Annotated in this window: 15 protein-coding genes; 8 read left to right on the forward strand and 7 right to left on the reverse strand. The window is 41.6% G+C overall.

The genetic code is table 11. The annotated features are described in order from the left end of the window. From HUZ36_RS21625 to HUZ36_RS13360, 3 genes are all read left to right on the forward strand, one after another. A partial coding sequence (locus HUZ36_RS21625; RefSeq protein ID WP_217704678.1) for a hypothetical protein occupies positions 1-263 on the forward strand: 263 nt, incomplete at its 5' end. Positions 264-524: 261 nt separating this feature from the next. Next, entirely contained in the window at positions 525-1,139 is a 615-nt protein-coding gene (locus HUZ36_RS13355) for a trimeric intracellular cation channel family protein (protein ID WP_176033121.1), read from the forward strand. Positions 1,140-1,155: 16 nt separating this feature from the next. Beyond that, positions 1,156-2,676: a YifB family Mg chelatase-like AAA ATPase gene (locus HUZ36_RS13360; protein WP_176033122.1), complete on the forward strand. Its 1,521-nt coding sequence runs from the start codon at positions 1,156-1,158 to the stop codon at positions 2,674-2,676. On the opposite strand, the gene HUZ36_RS13365 is transcribed toward HUZ36_RS13360, so the two are convergent. Together HUZ36_RS13365 and HUZ36_RS13370 are read right to left on the reverse strand one after the other, a co-directional pair. Continuing rightward, positions 2,673-3,368, reverse strand: a complete 696-nt coding sequence (locus HUZ36_RS13365) for a response regulator transcription factor (RefSeq protein WP_125251207.1) — start codon at positions 3,366-3,368, stop codon at positions 2,673-2,675. The genes HUZ36_RS13360 and HUZ36_RS13365 overlap by 4 nt on opposite strands. A 230-nt stretch (positions 3,369-3,598) precedes the next feature. After that, positions 3,599-6,052 carry an alpha/beta hydrolase family protein gene (locus HUZ36_RS13370; RefSeq protein WP_176033123.1) on the reverse strand — a complete coding sequence of 818 codons (2,454 nt, stop codon included), beginning with the start codon at positions 6,050-6,052 and terminating at the stop codon, positions 3,599-3,601. A 189-nt stretch (positions 6,053-6,241) separates the two neighbouring features. Here HUZ36_RS13370 and HUZ36_RS13375 point away from each other — a divergent pair, with 189 nt between their 5' ends. Continuing rightward, positions 6,242-7,375, forward strand: coding sequence for a CNNM domain-containing protein (locus tag HUZ36_RS13375; protein ID WP_167508245.1), 1,134 nt, complete (start codon positions 6,242-6,244; stop codon positions 7,373-7,375). On the opposite strand, the gene HUZ36_RS13380 is transcribed toward HUZ36_RS13375, so the two are convergent. Then, on the reverse strand, positions 7,359-8,567 hold the full coding sequence (locus tag HUZ36_RS13380; protein WP_147389519.1) for an EAL domain-containing response regulator: 1,209 nt from the start codon (positions 8,565-8,567) through the stop codon (positions 7,359-7,361). The two genes, HUZ36_RS13375 and HUZ36_RS13380, sit on opposite strands and share 17 nt — an antisense overlap. 210 nt (positions 8,568-8,777) lie before the next feature. Between HUZ36_RS13380 and HUZ36_RS13385 the strand changes: the two genes are divergently transcribed. After that, on the forward strand, positions 8,778-9,788 hold the full coding sequence (locus HUZ36_RS13385) for a site-2 protease family protein (RefSeq protein WP_176033124.1): 1,011 nt from the start codon (positions 8,778-8,780) through the stop codon (positions 9,786-9,788). Positions 9,789-9,818: 30 nt separating this feature from the next. Here HUZ36_RS13385 and HUZ36_RS13390 read toward each other — a convergent pair whose 3' ends face one another. Next, on the reverse strand, positions 9,819-11,132 hold the full coding sequence (locus HUZ36_RS13390; RefSeq protein ID WP_176033166.1) for a short-chain fatty acid transporter: 1,314 nt from the start codon (positions 11,130-11,132) through the stop codon (positions 9,819-9,821). A 219-nt stretch (positions 11,133-11,351) separates the two neighbouring features. On the opposite strand from HUZ36_RS13390, the gene HUZ36_RS13395 reads away from it, so the two are divergent. After that, on the forward strand, positions 11,352-11,579 hold the full coding sequence (locus HUZ36_RS13395) for a hypothetical protein (protein ID WP_125251203.1): 228 nt from the start codon (positions 11,352-11,354) through the stop codon (positions 11,577-11,579). A 3-nt stretch (positions 11,580-11,582) separates the two neighbouring features. Here the strand turns inward: HUZ36_RS13395 and HUZ36_RS13400 are convergent, their stop codons facing one another. Beyond that, on the reverse strand, positions 11,583-12,485 hold the full coding sequence (locus HUZ36_RS13400; protein WP_176033125.1) for an AEC family transporter: 903 nt from the start codon (positions 12,483-12,485) through the stop codon (positions 11,583-11,585). Positions 12,486-12,589: 104 nt separating this feature from the next. On the opposite strand from HUZ36_RS13400, the gene HUZ36_RS13405 reads away from it, so the two are divergent. Next, positions 12,590-12,958 (forward strand): YacL family protein, encoded by a 369-nt coding sequence (locus tag HUZ36_RS13405; protein ID WP_176033126.1) that lies wholly within the window; start codon positions 12,590-12,592, stop codon positions 12,956-12,958. Between the two features lie 70 nt (positions 12,959-13,028). Here the strand turns inward: HUZ36_RS13405 and HUZ36_RS13410 are convergent, their stop codons facing one another. Further along, complete coding sequence (locus HUZ36_RS13410) at positions 13,029-13,730, reverse strand: 2OG-Fe(II) oxygenase (protein WP_125251200.1); 702 nt, start codon at positions 13,728-13,730, stop codon at positions 13,029-13,031. Positions 13,731-13,759: 29 nt separating this feature from the next. On the opposite strand from HUZ36_RS13410, the gene HUZ36_RS13415 reads away from it, so the two are divergent. Next, on the forward strand, positions 13,760-14,149 hold the full coding sequence (locus HUZ36_RS13415) for an acyl-CoA thioesterase (RefSeq protein ID WP_176033127.1): 390 nt from the start codon (positions 13,760-13,762) through the stop codon (positions 14,147-14,149). Here the strand turns inward: HUZ36_RS13415 and HUZ36_RS13420 are convergent. Beyond that, complete coding sequence (locus tag HUZ36_RS13420) at positions 14,139-15,212, reverse strand: hypothetical protein (RefSeq protein WP_125251198.1); 1,074 nt, start codon at positions 15,210-15,212, stop codon at positions 14,139-14,141. The two genes, HUZ36_RS13415 and HUZ36_RS13420, sit on opposite strands and share 11 nt — an antisense overlap. Positions 15,213-15,242: the final 30 nt, after the last annotated feature.

Genomic DNA, 15,242 nt, shown 5'->3' on the forward strand with positions numbered 1-15,242 from the left:
ATCAACATAGTGCTGCACTGGTAGGAGGCGGTTTACCCGCCGAGCTGTTAGGTCTATCAAACAAAAAGAATAAAACAGTCTACTCTGTAACATCGCGAGCTAAACTCGCTCCCACCACGACATCAACAAAATACTGCACTGTGGTAGGAGGGGGTTTACCCGCCGAGCCGTTGTGCTTGCCAAACAAAAAGAATAAAGAAGCCTACATGCGTTTACCCCTAAGAGCTACGAAGCGTAGCCTCGCTCTCATTGCGTGTATCTGAAAGCAGAACATCCTACTTCGTAGCAAGCAAGAGCATCATTAAAGGTTGATTAACAGCATCCATCCATGGTTCTAATCGACATAAGTATATCCATGTACGTCAAATCCACTGCAGGGATGCAGCGGGTTTTTTGCTTTATCGCTCATTTGTATGACATTGGACTCATAAATGAAGCTTTCTAGTAGCAAAGCAGCTTGTTCGACTACCCTTTGCTTTGGATCTTAGCTATGATTTCTCTTTTTCCTCATTACTTAATACAAAATGACAGAACTCTACCATTGGTTTGATCTTTTAGGGGTAATGGTCTTTGCCATATCAGGAACGCTAATTGCGCATAACAAGCATATGGATGGCTTTGGAGTGATTGTTCTTGCTGCTGCAACAGGTATTGGCGGTGGCACTATCAGGGATTTAATTTTAGACCAACCCGTTTTTTGGCTACATGATACTAGTTATATATACGCCATATTGTGCGCGGTTCTTATCAGCATCTTTTGGCTTAACCGACACGAAAATATTCCGCGCACCTTACTGCAAATTGCCGATGCAATAGGACTTGCATTTTTTGCTGTAATGGGGGTTCAAAAAGCGCTAAGTATAGGTATGCCTGATATGACAGCAATCATTATGGGGGTATTAACGGGCTGCTTTGGCGGAGTGATCCGCGATGTATTGGCCAGAGAAATTCCACTGTTATTAAAAGGTGAGTTATACGCTATTACCTGTATTTTTGGAGGGATAGTCTATACTCAAACTATTAAACTGGGTTTAGCAACAGAGTATGTGATGCTTTTATCTATGGCGTCGACACTATTCTTACGTCTTGCTGCAATGAGATACAATTTGGTTTTGCACGTTTTTAAATATCCAAACTAATTATTAGGAGACATGGATGTCTTTAGCAAAAGTGTTCACACGCGCACAAGTTGGGATCACAGCACCAGAGGTCATTGTTGAAGTTCACTTAAGCAATGGTTTACCTGCTTTCAATATAGTGGGCTTGCCAGAGGCATCGGTTAAGGAAGCAAAAGAGCGAGTCCGAAGTGCGATGGCAAATACTGGTTTTTTGTTTCCTGAGCAAAGAATCACTGTGAATCTAGCGCCAGCTGACTTACCTAAAGAGGGTGGACGATTTGACTTAGCGATAGCTGTGGGAATTTTAGTCGCTTCAGGTCAGCTAGATAGTCAATCTGTAATCGATAAAGAGTTCTACGGTGAACTTGCATTGAATGGTGAATTGAGAGAGATAACGGCAATTCTGCCTTCAGTAATGGCAGCAGCAACAAAAAGCAGAGCGTGCTACTTACCTCTTGCTAACGATGTTGTTGCGAGCTTAGCTTCTGCTGCCATTCGTGTGCCGCTAGATAATTTAAAAATGGCTTGGTCGCATTTAAGCGGCCAATCACCATTGGAAATTAACCAGAAATATCATATCGTGCAACAGTTACCTCAAGATATTGATTCTGCAATAGATATGGCAGAAGTCAAAGGTCAAGAAGGGGCAAAAAGAGTACTAGAAATTGCAGCAGCGGGTGGTCACAACGTCCTTTTTTTAGGGCCTCCCGGTACAGGAAAGTCGATGCTAGCACAACGACTACCGACCATAATGCCAAAAATGACGGATCAGCAAGCACTAGAAACGGCATCAATTTATTCTATTTTAGGAAAACCAATCAACCAATCTAACTGGAAAATGCGTCCATTTAGAGCTCCCCATCATACCTGCTCTGCAGTTGCATTAGTCGGAGGTTCATCAAACCCTAAACCGGGAGAGATCTCATTATCTAATAATGGAGTACTGTTCTTGGACGAGCTTCCAGAGTTTGACCGTAAAGTGTTAGACTCGTTGAGAGAACCGATGGAAACTGGAACAGTCACGATTTCGCGTGCTGCTCGGCAAGTTGATTATCCCGCGAACTTTCAACTCATCGCAGCATTGAACCCAAGTCCTACCGGTTGTTATACAGACAAAAGAAGCTCTCCTGATCAAGTGTTACGATATCTGTCTAAGATTTCAGGTCCCTTTCTAGATAGGATTGATTTACAGATAGAATTACCTCGACTAAAAACTGAAGAATTACAAAATCAATGTGATAGTGAGCCAAGTTCGTCAATAAGGCAGAGAGTCGAGAAAGCTTACCAACTTGCATTACAAAGACAGGGAAAGTGTAATGATCAGTTAGGAGTAAAAGAGCTAAACAAAGTTTGCTACCTTGCTGAAGCGGAGCGTGCTTTTTTAGCTAAGGCCGCTGAAAAGCTACAGTTATCACCTCGCTCCTATCACCGAATAATCAAAGTCGCTAGAACCATTGCAGATTTGAGCTGCGTCACTGATATTGGTTTGGTACATCTAAAGGAGGCGCTAAGTTATCGCGCTTTAGAGCGGTTATTGGGTCAACTGACCAGATATTAGGTTGAGAGCATATAACCTTTGCCACGCACAGTGACGATACGCTTTTGTTCTTTTTCGTCCCCGAGCTTTTTACGTAGCCGACCTACTAGAACATCAACAGTTCTGTCGCTAGGGCTCCAATCTGGTTGCCCTATATCTTCAGATATACGCTCCCGAGACGTGGCTCTTCCTGCATTAGAGATCAGGCAGATAAGCACTTTATGCTCAGCTTCAGTTAGGCGCGATTCAGTACCGTGTTGATTAATCAGAGTGCGGTTATCGGGGTGTAGCTTGAAGTCTGCATATTCAATGAATTCTTCGGATTCGTCATCTTTACTACCTACAAGCCGTTTATAAAGTGCGCGCATACGCAGCTCTAGTTCTAACGCATCCACAGGCTTACAAACGTAATCGTCAGCCCCTTGAGCAAGACCTGCTATTCTGTCTGCTTGAGAATCGCGGCTAGAAAGCATAATAACGCCTAGATCTGACAGTGTATTAATTTCTTTTGCTAGTTGAAGACCGTCCGTTGCGGGCAAGACGACATCAACAATAGCAAGAGCAAATGGGTTTTGTGTCTGTTTTTGTATAAGCTCAAGCGCTGCTGCACCAGTATTATCTACAGTGATACTAAATTCGGTATCATCAAAGTGGCTACATAGTCGCTTTGCTAAGAGTTCATCATCTTCAACTAATAAAACCTTTATGCTCATGTTTTCACTGTTAATTGTTGTTTAATTGTCGTTAATATAGCACTGAGGAATCGCTGCTTGGAAGTAGACGAAACGAATTCTTACAACTCTATATATTGGGCACGTTACCCCGCCTTTCTTGAACAATCAAGAGAGATAGCCCTTATATTATTAAATTATATACAATGATGGTGCTATTTGCCGCTTACATAATCAAAAAGCGGTGCCAAAGACACCGCCGTAAAACAAATTTATTTACCGTACAGGTGTTGCCACCACTGCGGCTCATTTTTAAGATGTTTATCAAAATACGCTAGCATGGTATCCCACCAGTGGAAGCGTTTATCGCGAGCGAATATTTGGTGATCTGCTCCTTTGTATTCCACTAACTCAACATCTTGGCCGAGTATTTTAAGCGCAGTATACATATTATGACTTTCACCCGGTGGCACATTTGTATCTGCATCACCATGGATAAGTAATAACGGTGTTGTTACCTTATTTGCATTAAAAACAGGGCTATGCTGTGAATAAAGTGTTGGATTATTCCAAGGGAAGCTTCCCTTTGATGCTTCGCCTGAATATAAATAGCCCCACCAGCCTTGTCCCCAGTAAGAGGTAATATTTGAAATACCAGCGTGTGAGATAGAGGCTGAGAATAAATTGGTTTTGGTGGTTAGTAGCATTGTCATAAAGCCACCATAAGATGCGCCGAGGTTACCCAAGCGTTTATCATCAACAAAAGGATAAGCTTTTACGAACTCTTTAGTTCCCATGATGATGTCATTTGCAGTATGTTCACCCCATGCGTTGACGTGTTCGGCTGAGAATTTTTGCCCAAACCCGGTTGCACCTGTTGGTTGTAGTACGTAGACAACATAGCCTTTGGCTGCCCATAAATTAAATGGGTAGCGTCCAGAGAAGCCTCTAGTAACAGGAGATGTGCCACCATAATAGTATACAAGTGCAGGGTACTTTTTAGATTTATCTAAATCATGAGGCAAATAAACACGACCTTTTATCTCCACACCTTCTTTGTTTGTGAAGTTAAACTCTTCTAGGTTCGCTATTTCAGCACCCTTATAAGCGATACCTTTTGAGTCCCAGAGTGTTTTTGAGCGGTTATCTGAGACGTGTATAGTTTTCAGCTGTTGTGGTGTTGAGACCGTCGTGCCAGTAAATAATACTTGAGCATGACGTTCATCTGATACAGCATATTTTTCAACGACATCTAGTCCTGTGTTTATTCTTTTGAATTTATTTTTGCTCTCGTCAAACAAGAAAAGTTGCTGGCGGTCTTCATCAGTCGCTTTTAGTACAACATCACCATTATTCAGTACGGTAAAGTTACTGATCGCAGGGTCAAAGTTTTTACTCAATGCTTTAACGTTTTGCCCGCTTCGATCCATGAGATAGAGCTGACCATCGTAATTGTTCGCTAGCATACCTTCTGGTAAGTTTCTACCTGCTCCGTTTGCAAAATCGGGGCCTGCGGTAACATAGATCCCCTCTTTTGTATATTGTGCATTATTGAACGTTCGATATTGACCAATCACTTTTTGCTGATAGTTTGATAAATCAATTTCTATCAGCTCAGTCAGCATATGTGGTGGCTGAGCATAATCTTGCTGATGACGAGTTGCGAGAATTGTGTTCGCTTTAGCATCAAAGTCAGCTAGCTGATGGCTTTGTGTGCCGACAGTAACAGGGTTAAGCAGACCGCTAGTAATATCTAGTAAGAATATTTGTGATTGAGTGCGAGCATATGACCAGCGGTCTTCTAGACCTTGATAGTGTTTGGTCAACTTGCCTTCTTCTTTGCCACTGTTGGTCCATTCAAAAATGAGTGTATTTTCGTCGAAGAAGGTTATGCTATTTGCGCCATTTAGTTGGCTGGCAACCTGAGTCCTTTTAGTTGTCTTTAAGTCAAAGATATACGCTTTATTATCAGATAAGTAGGTAAGCTTTTCACTGTCGTCACGCCAAGCAAAATTAGCGGCATTCATACCATCAAAGTGATATAAGGCCTCACCATCTTCATTATATAAAGTGGTTTCTGTAATCGCAGAGTTACCTTTTTCATCGTTATAACGACGCATCGTTGTGATGTAATATTCTCCATTTGGAGATAATGAAATTGCGCTTACAGTAGGTGCATCGAAAAGCTGCTTAGCTGAAAGTGCTTTAGTCTGCTTGTCGGTTAGAGTAATGGAGTCATGGTCAGCTTTACCTTCAAAACTAATGTCTACCTTGTTCCAATCGTTCACTTGCTCCGCAACCACAAGGACTTGATGATCTCCTTTGGCAACATCCAGTTGGATTTCGCTAATGCCACTCACGGCTTCACCATTTAAAAAGACCTTGGCTTTCTCAATACCCTCGAGCTTTAGTTTGCCAGATACAAAGCGCTCAGTCGTGAAGTTAAACTTTAGCGCTTGTAAACCAGGTATCGTTAACTTTGATATTTTATTTAATGGCTGCCACTTGCTCTGCTGATTAAAGAGCATTATTTGGTTTGTATTTTTTTGTAGAGTAGGCAATAAATTGTCGATAATCGCATCGCGGTGTGCGGTGTCGGCAGGCTTAATTGTCGAGTTGATTGCAATCGGCCCCAAAAATTGTATTTTCGATTCATCTAATGGGCTTGCGGATAGTTGTGTTGAAACTGCCGTAAATAGTAGAGTAACGGCTGTATGTAATTTCATTTATTTGCGCCTAATGTAGGTAATTAGATGATAAAACTATATCATAGTATTTTAACTCGGTTGTATTGCTGCGATAGACGTCCTAAATTTAAGATTTGGCGTCAATAAAGCTGGCGAGCTCTCATTTAATTGTTTGATCGAGCATACCGCGCCCCCATACTTATGTTTTAAATTAAGAGGAGTACATACTTGACCCTACTTTTAACCTATATGTTTTTGGCGATAGCTATTTCGTTTATTTGCTCGGTGATGGAAGCCGTATTGCTAAGTATTACGCCAAGCCATATCGGGATACTTAGACAAGACAATGGTGGGTTAGCCGATCGTGTACAAACGCTCAAAGATAATATAGATCAGCCACTTTCTGCGATCCTAACACTTAATACCGTTGCCCATACTGCTGGTGCAGCTGGGGTTGGGGCGCAAGCTGCTGTGGTATTTTCAGATGCAGCTGTTGGTATTGCATCTGCAATCATGACATTGCTCGTCTTAGTACTATCCGAAATTATTCCAAAAACTTTAGGGGCGACTTATTGGCGTGCTTTAACGCCTGTAGTGTCCAGTATGCTGGTATGGTTAGTGCGGGTGCTTAAACCGTTTGTATGGATGTCTGATCAGTTAACCAAAGTAATAGGCCGAAAAGAAGATGAAGCGCATTATATTCGTCAAGAAATAGAAGCGATGGCTGAAATTGGTTCTGAAGCAGGTGCTTTACACCAAGATGAGACCGAGACTATCCGAAGCCTGCTACGTTTTCGCCATGCACGACTTGAAAGTATTATGACCCCAAGAACAGTGTTGTTCAAAGTCCACAAAGATATGACGGTTCATGGATACTTATCAGAGCATGGTTCGGTTGCATTTTCTCGAGTCTTGGTATTTGATAAAAACACCGATGATATTATCGGTTTTGTTCATAAGAATGACATCATGCTTGCCTATCACCGTTTAGGGGAAGAATATAAAATTGGTAAGCTTTCTCGTCCGCTATACACTGTACCTGAAACTCTAGCAGCTCCTGAGTTATTTAAGGCGCTGCTCTCGAAGCGCTTACATATTGCATTAGTGGTTGATGAATACGGAGATGTACAAGGTATTGTCACCCTAGAGGACTTACTCGAATCCCTAATGGGGATGGACATTGTCGATGAAAGGGAACAAACGACTAATATGCAGGCGGCTGCAAAACAAAAGTGGCGAGAGCGTGTAGACAATCATGATAACCTGATTGAGGATATTGATGAGACTGAAGCGCTTGAGCATCTGGAAGCGGAAAAAATCGCAGAGCAGCCCGAACAGCCTGAGGTTAAGGGTTCGAATTAATCATACGCTGCCAAGAATGAATCCAGCTTATGAGTTCATCTAATGGTTTTGGCTTGCTGATTAAAAAGCCTTGCATCAACAGGCTATGTTTATAACGATCAAGGTATTGTAGCTCTTCAATGCGCTCAATACCTTCGGCAACTATATCAAGCTGTTGATTCTGCGCTATGTCTATAAGGCTGTCGATGAGAACTTGCGAAAATCTATCTGACTCGACATGGGTGATCAAAGAGCGATCGATTTTTATCTCAGTAAAGGGTAAAGACTTTAACTGCTGGATATTGGTAAAGCCCGTACCAAAATCGTCCAATGAAATGTCAAAACCACGGATCCGTAATCGATTCATTGTTTCCAATTGAATTGACTGATTCATTGGCTGGTTTTCGGTGATTTCTAAAATAATATCACTCGGTTTTAAGCGGTTGATTTCCAATATTAATGCAAGTTTATCTGGGCAGCTTAGATCATTGAGCTGAACTGGTGATAAATTGAATGCCAGTTTAATTGGGTAATTTAGCTCTGACTTGATGGCTTTAAACTCATTGGTTGCTTTTTCAAATAATTGAAAGGTGATGATATTAATTAGGTCAGTGTCTTCTGCTACCCCGATGAAGTGATCCGGTAATATGACTTTGGTCGCACTTTTTGACACTATGCGTGCCAGCACTTCAACACTCTTAATTTTCTTATCACCCCGGTTCACTTTAGGCTGATAATACGGCGTTATTTCATTGTGGCTGATTGCATGAAGTAATTGACCCTCAGTAACTTTTTCAATGCTATTGCGTTTAACGGTTGTATAGGTTGACATTTTTTTCAGCATGCGTTCGACATCGATTAGCTGTATTGGCTTGGTTATATTACCGATGAGGTGTGCATTTGATTGGCGGGCTAGGTTTGTTGCTAGGTCAATTATCTTTTCATTCATTTCAGAAATAATAATAATACCACCAGAAAACTTCAGTTCTCCGAGCTTGTGTATAAACTCCATGCCATCCATCTCAGGCATATTGAGATCGGTGAAAACGGCATCAAACTGGTGAGGAGTTTGCCGAACTTTTTCAAGGGCATTGATCGCGCTTGAACAGGTGGTGACATGCTCAATACCTAACTCTGTCATAATGGCCTGCATCACAACGAGTATTGCTGGAGAATCATCTACTACCATTATCCGATTTTTTGCTAATGACATTAACAATTCCTTCGTATACCGAACCTTCTTAAAGCTTAGTACAAATATTCCAAAGTGCTTAAATTCGCGCATTCTTAACGACATGACTTTTACTCAACTTTTAATCCCATTATCGAATTTTGCATTGATTTTTCTAACCTAGTAACGGTAAAGACATTGTGCAATGCCTAGTTTTAGTGATAATACTGCAAACGATTTTTGGGTTTGGATATGAATAGAGTCGAATTATCGCTAGCCGAGAAGGCTGTATCTATATTTTTTAATCAACAGCAGGTTGTACAAATATTTGTTGAGCAGCAAGCGATTGCTTTTGAGGAGCATGGAGGTTACGTCAGTGCGTCAGTTGAAGGTCAAGCCTTAGCTGTACGTACAGAGCAACTTCCACAAGGGCTTTTGGGTATTATTGTTAACGACTCCGATACTCAGTGGGTAGAGGTAAGCAACGAGACACCCAAAGAAAAACGCAGCCTTTTTGGTTTAGCTGCTCTGGGGCTTAAGCTATTTAAAAGTGCAAAAGTGGTTAAAGCTGCTCTAGCTGGAGCGTCTGTGGCTGGTTATGCTTGGCTATTTTCATGGCAATTTGCACTTATGCTCGTAGCCTGTTTGGTTGTGCACGAATATGGTCATGTTAGAGCGATGCGCTATTTTGGTATCAAGACAAAAGGGATTTATCTAATTCCATTTGTCGGCGGTCTTGCGGTGAGCGATGATAAAATAGTGACACGTTGGCAAGATGTAGTGATCTCTTTGATGGGGCCTGCTTTTGGATTAATTACCTCAATTTTAGGTGTCGTGCTCTATTACGCGACAGAAATGGAAATATTCGCAGGCGTCGCGGTATTGAGCGCATTGCTCAACTTATTTAACTTATTACCCATTTTGCCACTGGACGGTGGCCATGTACTTAAGAGCATTAGTTTTTCGATGCGCTCTTGGGTGGGACTATTAGCATGTATGGCTGGTGTGATGCTGGGCCTTTGGATCAGCTATACATTTGGATTGATATTGCTCGTTATCTTTATTTTGGTTGGGAGTTTTGAAATCTTGCTGGAATGGCGAGGGCGTCACCACAGTCACTTAATACCATTAGATAGATATGGTCAGGTGGTCAGTGCCCTAATGTACGTGTTGGTGGTATGTGGGCATGTTGCTGTAATGATGCACTTTGCTGATTCTGACAATCCAATTCTGAGTTTGCCGATGAAGATTTTATCCAGCTAAAATAACTAATAAGGCGCGTAAAGCGCCTTATTACAATGGTAGCAATAAGAGCGCAGTGATGATTGTGCCTGTTACCAATAACTGTACTAAACAAAAACCCATAATATCTTTGGCTTTGAGCCCCGCAATGGCAAGTACAGGCAGTGCCCAAAAAGGCTGGATAAGGTTAGTCCAAGCGTCTCCCCAAGCGACAGCCATTGCGACTCTGGATATGTCTGCATTTAGCGCTTCAGCCGCAGGAATAATGATTGGAGCTTGTACAGCCCATTGACCACCACCAGAAGGCACAAAGATATTAACCAGACCAGCACTTAAAAAACTCCAAACAGGCAGTGTCCATTGACTACTTATAGATACGAAGCCTTGTGATATTTGTTGTGCAAGACCAGTATCGATCATAATCGCCATGATCCCAGCATAAAACGGAAACTGAATGACAATCCCTGCACCACCTTGGATTGCTTGTTGCAGGCTGGCTAAGATATTAGCTGGGGTTTTGTGTAGCATCATGGCTAAGAACAAAAAGAGAGCGATAACGGTATTGAGAGTGAGTGTCCCTCCGTTGAAAATGAAAGTGTAGGCCAAATAAAAAATACCTAGCATTCCGCTCAATATTCCTATCCATGCAGCATTTTCTAATTGAGATGCTGGGGTATCGTGATGACTAATTTGCGGGGAGTCATCGTGTAGCTTTGTTTTATCTATGATAATGGCTTCGTTATCTTTTGGTAGCATGAACTTATTTAAAAGCGGCAAAACAATAAAGATACACAATGTCATCAATAGGTTAAATGGTGAAAAGATAGTTTCGGTGGTGGCAATAACACCTATGCTCTGCTCACTAAAGTGCCCAGGTGTCGCGATGGTTAGCGGAATTGAGCCTGCTAACCCCGCATGCCATACAATAAAACCTGAGTATGCGCTAGCCACTAAGAGGCGATAGTCTACTCTTACGTGCTTTGCGATGGCCTTAGCAAATAAAGCACCGACCACAAGGCCAAACCCCCAGTTAAGCCAGCTAGCACTCATAGCGACGAGCGTCGTTAACATAATAGCTTGAGACGGGGTCTGGGCTATTCGAGCTAACTTATCTAACAGCTTAGCCACAGGGGGGGTGATTGCGAGCATATGGCCACATAACAGAACCAGTAACATTTGCATGGCAAAAGTAAGTAGCTTCCAAAAACCATTGCCCCATGCTTCTATGATTAAGATAGGAGTGCTAGGTGTAAACGCAAAGGCCAGTAGCATCACCGAAAAAGTGAGCAAAAGTACAATAACAAATGGATCTGGAAGGTACTTATCGACTAATTTAGTGAGTGGGGTGGTAAACTTGCTCAGCATAGGACATCCTGTTTTCATTATTGTTCTTTGCAAATCATAAAGATTGAGCTGCGAAGCACAATATAGCTAAACTTTAAGCTAAAAGTTAGTGGTTTAGGCGAACTTTTAGTAAATAGAAAATGGTTGGTTTGCTTTATTTTAAATAAAATCAAAAGGTTAAGTTTGGCACGAAACCTGATACATCAAAATAAAGACTTAAAGTAACTAAGAGAGGTAACTATGTCTGGACAAGGTTCTGGTGGTAATGTCATCGCTGCGCTTTGTAACATATTTTTCCCTGGCCTTGGCCAGTTGGTTCAAGGGCGAATTTTATCTGCCCTGATTTTCGCTATCATTGTATTCGGTGGCTATGCGTTATGGTTTCTTCTCATCCCAGCCATTGTTGCTGGAATATTCCATATTTGGGCTATTATTGATGCAGCAAAATATACGCCCCCTCGGTATTGATGGCTAGACCAGTAGGAATAGCCAACCTGAAAGCGTGACAACGCTTAGCATAGTAGACAGCACTACGGTGGCGGCAAGCGTCGCCGCTTGACTGTCTAGCTGACGCGCAACAAGATAAGCATTTACACCCAGTGGAGAGGCGCTCATTAATGTGATGACTTGCACCTGTTGCGTCGGTAGTTCTAGATAAATTGCAAACAAGTAAACGCATGCGGGTAACAGAACCAGTTTTACACTACTTAACCATAGCGCCCCCTTCAGATGTCCTTTTATCCCATATTGCAGCAAACTCGCGCCGAGAATAAATAAAGCACCTGGAATGGCGGGTTTAGCCAGCCAGCTTAAACTTTCCATCAACAAGCTTGGTGGTTCGACACCAGCTATGTTTAGTACTAATCCAGAAGTAATACTGATAACTATCGGGTTGAGTAATAAAGGTTTAACGATCCCTATAAGAGCTTGATTTTTAGCGGCCAGAGAAAAAGTCATAAAAAACAGCATCAGACTGTGAAAAGTAATGATCATAAAAACCATTGCACCAGCTTGCTTACCGAGCGCCATCAAAATAACTGGCAGTCCCACTAACACCGTATTTGAGTAGGTTCCTCCCAAAGCCTTTGTTGCACAATCGGCCTTAGGAAATTTACGCCCCCTAAAAAGTAGTAAATATAGCGCGAGGTAAGTCAGCGCCACAGGTAAGTAAAATGACAGTAGTAAGGAGCCGGCCGCTAAATTACTTAAATCGGCTTGTATCATACTGCTAAATAGCAGAACAGGAATACACAAGTTAAAAATGAAGGCACGCAAGCCATCAAGTTGTTTAATGGGAATAAAGCCAACTTTGGCGCTGACATACCCAGATAACACAATAAAAATAAGGGGAAATAAAATCTCAAAAGGTGACATGCGCAAACCAAATATAATTAAGCTAGGCGCAATTCTATCAATGAATGCTTAGCGGGTACTACTGGGGTATAATGCAAAGGTGTATTTTTTAGCAAATAGTAACAATGGAATACCAATTTATTCGTGATCCACTTTCAGGCTTTCGTGCTCGCTTTAATGATGAACATGCTTTAATCGGCCGATGGTTGTCTGAAGAACTTGATCATAACAGTGTAAGAGCATTAATTTCTCAATTAGAAGTGCTCTCTTTTCAAAAGGAAGAGCTTATTCTCACAGGTAAAGAAATTCGCGCGACTTTTACCCCACAAGAAGCCTTGTTTGAAAGTCACGCGTTGTTTCATGAAAGTGAGGACGTGATGCAGTATCAAGAAGATGCGTTAGCGTTAGATGAATCAGGTATGATGGCCATTTGCGGTTACGAAGATTTTATGCCAATGCTGAAGGAGTGGGCTGAGTTTATACGAGCAAAATGAGTGTTAGTACATAATGTTTTCGTACATCTGATTTTGCTCATCGCATTTTATTTATTCTGCAAGGTTCAGCTTATTTAGGTGTGCCGTAAAGTTGCTCTGCCCTATTGAACAAGACCCAAGAGGTTAATATGTATTTGTCGTTGGAAATGGGAATGTTGCCTCTGTGAGTATGAGTAAAGTACCCAGGAGCGATAACCATTGAACCCTTTACTGGTGCAATTTTACGTTGCTGATAATAAAATTCAGTCTCACCACCTTCCTCTACATCATTAAGGTAAAACATAAATAATAGTACTCTGTGTAAAGCCTCATTATGGTCGTGTTGAGGATAAACTTCGCTGTGCCAATAAGGGTAGCCGCCTTTATTTATTTGATATCGTTGTGCTTGAATTGCACCTAAACGAAACAGCTGCTGAGTGAGCACGGGGAGTTGTGGCTTGCCGACTTCTTCAAAGTTATCCACAGTTACATCGACAGGTTCCCCTGTTTTTGGATGGTACACTTTAAGCCCGAACGCACCAATGATCATAAAAAAGTGTTCTTCAAGGTATTCAAATAAGTGCTTTGCTGTAACCTGTTGAATGTACTGTAACTGTTTGGCATAGTCAGGATAAGAATTTAAATAGAGATCTTGACTCACCTTTTTGTTCAAATCCACACCACCAGATGTGGTTCCTTGCTGTAAGTGTGGGCTGCGATCAAAGGTCTGAATAAATTCATCACAAAAGTCTGAACTGAGTGCGTTATCATAAACGCGAATAAAATCACTCATGTTTTTCCCTAGTTTTTATTGGAGTTATCATGTTGTCTGAAAAACTTATGCCGCGTTTTTGTGACACCGACGTGCTTGGACATATTAACAATACCGTACTACCCGTATGGTTTGAAGCTGCGCGCACACCTATTTTCAAAATATTTACACCTGATTTAAATCCCAAAGCATGGAAGTTAATCGTAGCGAAGATAGAAGTAACCTTTAAAGGCGAGCTATTTTATGGTCAAGAGGTGGAGATAAAGACCGTGATTGAGCGTGTTGGCAATAGCTCCTTTGTGATATTACAGCAAGCTTGGCAGCACCAAGAGTGCTGCGCTGAAGGTAGAACAACTATGGTTCGATATGACTTTGCTACAAAGTCTTCAAAATCACTTAGTCAACAAGAGCGAGAGTCGTTAGCTCACTTTATGGTTTAAGCCCTTTAAACTGGTGACCTATGGCTGCGGAGATGCAGGGCTTAACAGTATATGTATAACCATATTTAGCTGTGCTGTTTGGCATGATCTCCAATATTTCATAATCGTTTAGCTCGACTATGTTACTCCCTTCGGTATGTTCGCAACGCGAACTACCGTCGGATTCAAAACGAAAGATAAAATAGGCGAGAATTTGGTTGAGCACCTCATCATAGTTTTGACTAGCATCTGACTTATCTGTTTCTGAACCATTGTTAATAGAAACTGAGAGCGACGTTGACTCACTAGTTTGTGTTTCTGGTGGCGTTGTTTGAAGCTCATTCAGCTCAGTTGACGCTGCTTTTATATCCGTCGTGAGAGACTCGGCTGCTTCTGGTACAGTTCCTCGCGCCTCAAAGGTAATGCCATTTTCATCGATTTTAAAATCAGATGAAAGCTCTCCAATGGTGTTTGAAGCTCCTGACTTTGTTATACCTAGCACCAAAAAAGCAAGTAGAACAAAACACATGATAAGCCGAATGATTGCGGTAGTCGCAGGGAATCGATAGTGGGTTTCATGCCAAAATGGCTTGATACGAAGTGGCTTTAGTAAGAATAGCAGCACCACATAGAAGGTCATTAAAAGCTGCGTCAGTATCAACAAGAAAGTGCTAGTAATAAAAAACCATGTTGGTAATGACAGTAAAACACTGAGGTTATGGGTATAAGGAAAGTTATCGGTACTGACTCCAGTTAAATCATTTATCCTGCCGTCTGCTTGGACCAGAACAAAATTGGCGATTAAGGCGTAAAACAACAGAATTAATGTTTTACCAGGAATGCTTTCCCAAAATGTGATGATGCGGGGCCAAAATTCGTAACACAACGCAATAACTGTGGTGATTAAAATCAAACACGCGGTAAAAATATGATCTTCGGGTTGTGTAACACTGAAGAGGAAAATAAGGAAGCTAATTAAGTAGTATCGCTGAGCGAGTGTTAGGCTTTGCCAAAATTGCTGAAAACCAAAGCGTAATTTAGCTAAGTAGGCGGTAAAATTTTTGGGTGCAAGAAGTTGGTGCATAATAAGCAAGTTTATAATTATTATGCACCA

The organism is Pseudoalteromonas sp. McH1-7 (genome assembly GCF_013366255.1).
GTDB classification, from domain to species: domain Bacteria; phylum Pseudomonadota; class Gammaproteobacteria; order Enterobacterales; family Alteromonadaceae; genus Pseudoalteromonas; species Pseudoalteromonas peptidolytica.

Coding starts and splice junctions, on each gene's coding strand:
- HUZ36_RS13355 (WP_176033121.1), top strand. CDS start 525: ATGACAGAACTCTACCATTGGTTTGATCTTTTAGGGGTAATGGTCTTT.
- HUZ36_RS13360 (WP_176033122.1), top strand. CDS start 1,156: ATGTCTTTAGCAAAAGTGTTCACACGCGCACAAGTTGGGATCACAGCA.
- HUZ36_RS13365 (WP_125251207.1), bottom strand. CDS start 3,368: ATGAGCATAAAGGTTTTATTAGTTGAAGATGATGAACTCTTAGCAAAG.
- HUZ36_RS13370 (WP_176033123.1), bottom strand. CDS start 6,052: ATGAAATTACATACAGCCGTTACTCTACTATTTACGGCAGTTTCAACA.
- HUZ36_RS13380 (WP_147389519.1), bottom strand. CDS start 8,567: ATGTCATTAGCAAAAAATCGGATAATGGTAGTAGATGATTCTCCAGCA.
- HUZ36_RS13385 (WP_176033124.1), top strand. CDS start 8,778: ATGAATAGAGTCGAATTATCGCTAGCCGAGAAGGCTGTATCTATATTT.
- HUZ36_RS13390 (WP_176033166.1), bottom strand. CDS start 11,132: ATGCTGAGCAAGTTTACCACCCCACTCACTAAATTAGTCGATAAGTAC.
- HUZ36_RS13395 (WP_125251203.1), top strand. CDS start 11,352: ATGTCTGGACAAGGTTCTGGTGGTAATGTCATCGCTGCGCTTTGTAAC.
- HUZ36_RS13400 (WP_176033125.1), bottom strand. CDS start 12,485: ATGTCACCTTTTGAGATTTTATTTCCCCTTATTTTTATTGTGTTATCT.
- HUZ36_RS13405 (WP_176033126.1), top strand. CDS start 12,590: ATGGAATACCAATTTATTCGTGATCCACTTTCAGGCTTTCGTGCTCGC.
- HUZ36_RS13410 (WP_125251200.1), bottom strand. CDS start 13,730: ATGAGTGATTTTATTCGCGTTTATGATAACGCACTCAGTTCAGACTTT.
- HUZ36_RS13415 (WP_176033127.1), top strand. CDS start 13,760: ATGTTGTCTGAAAAACTTATGCCGCGTTTTTGTGACACCGACGTGCTT.
- HUZ36_RS13420 (WP_125251198.1), bottom strand. CDS start 15,212: ATGCACCAACTTCTTGCACCCAAAAATTTTACCGCCTACTTAGCTAAA.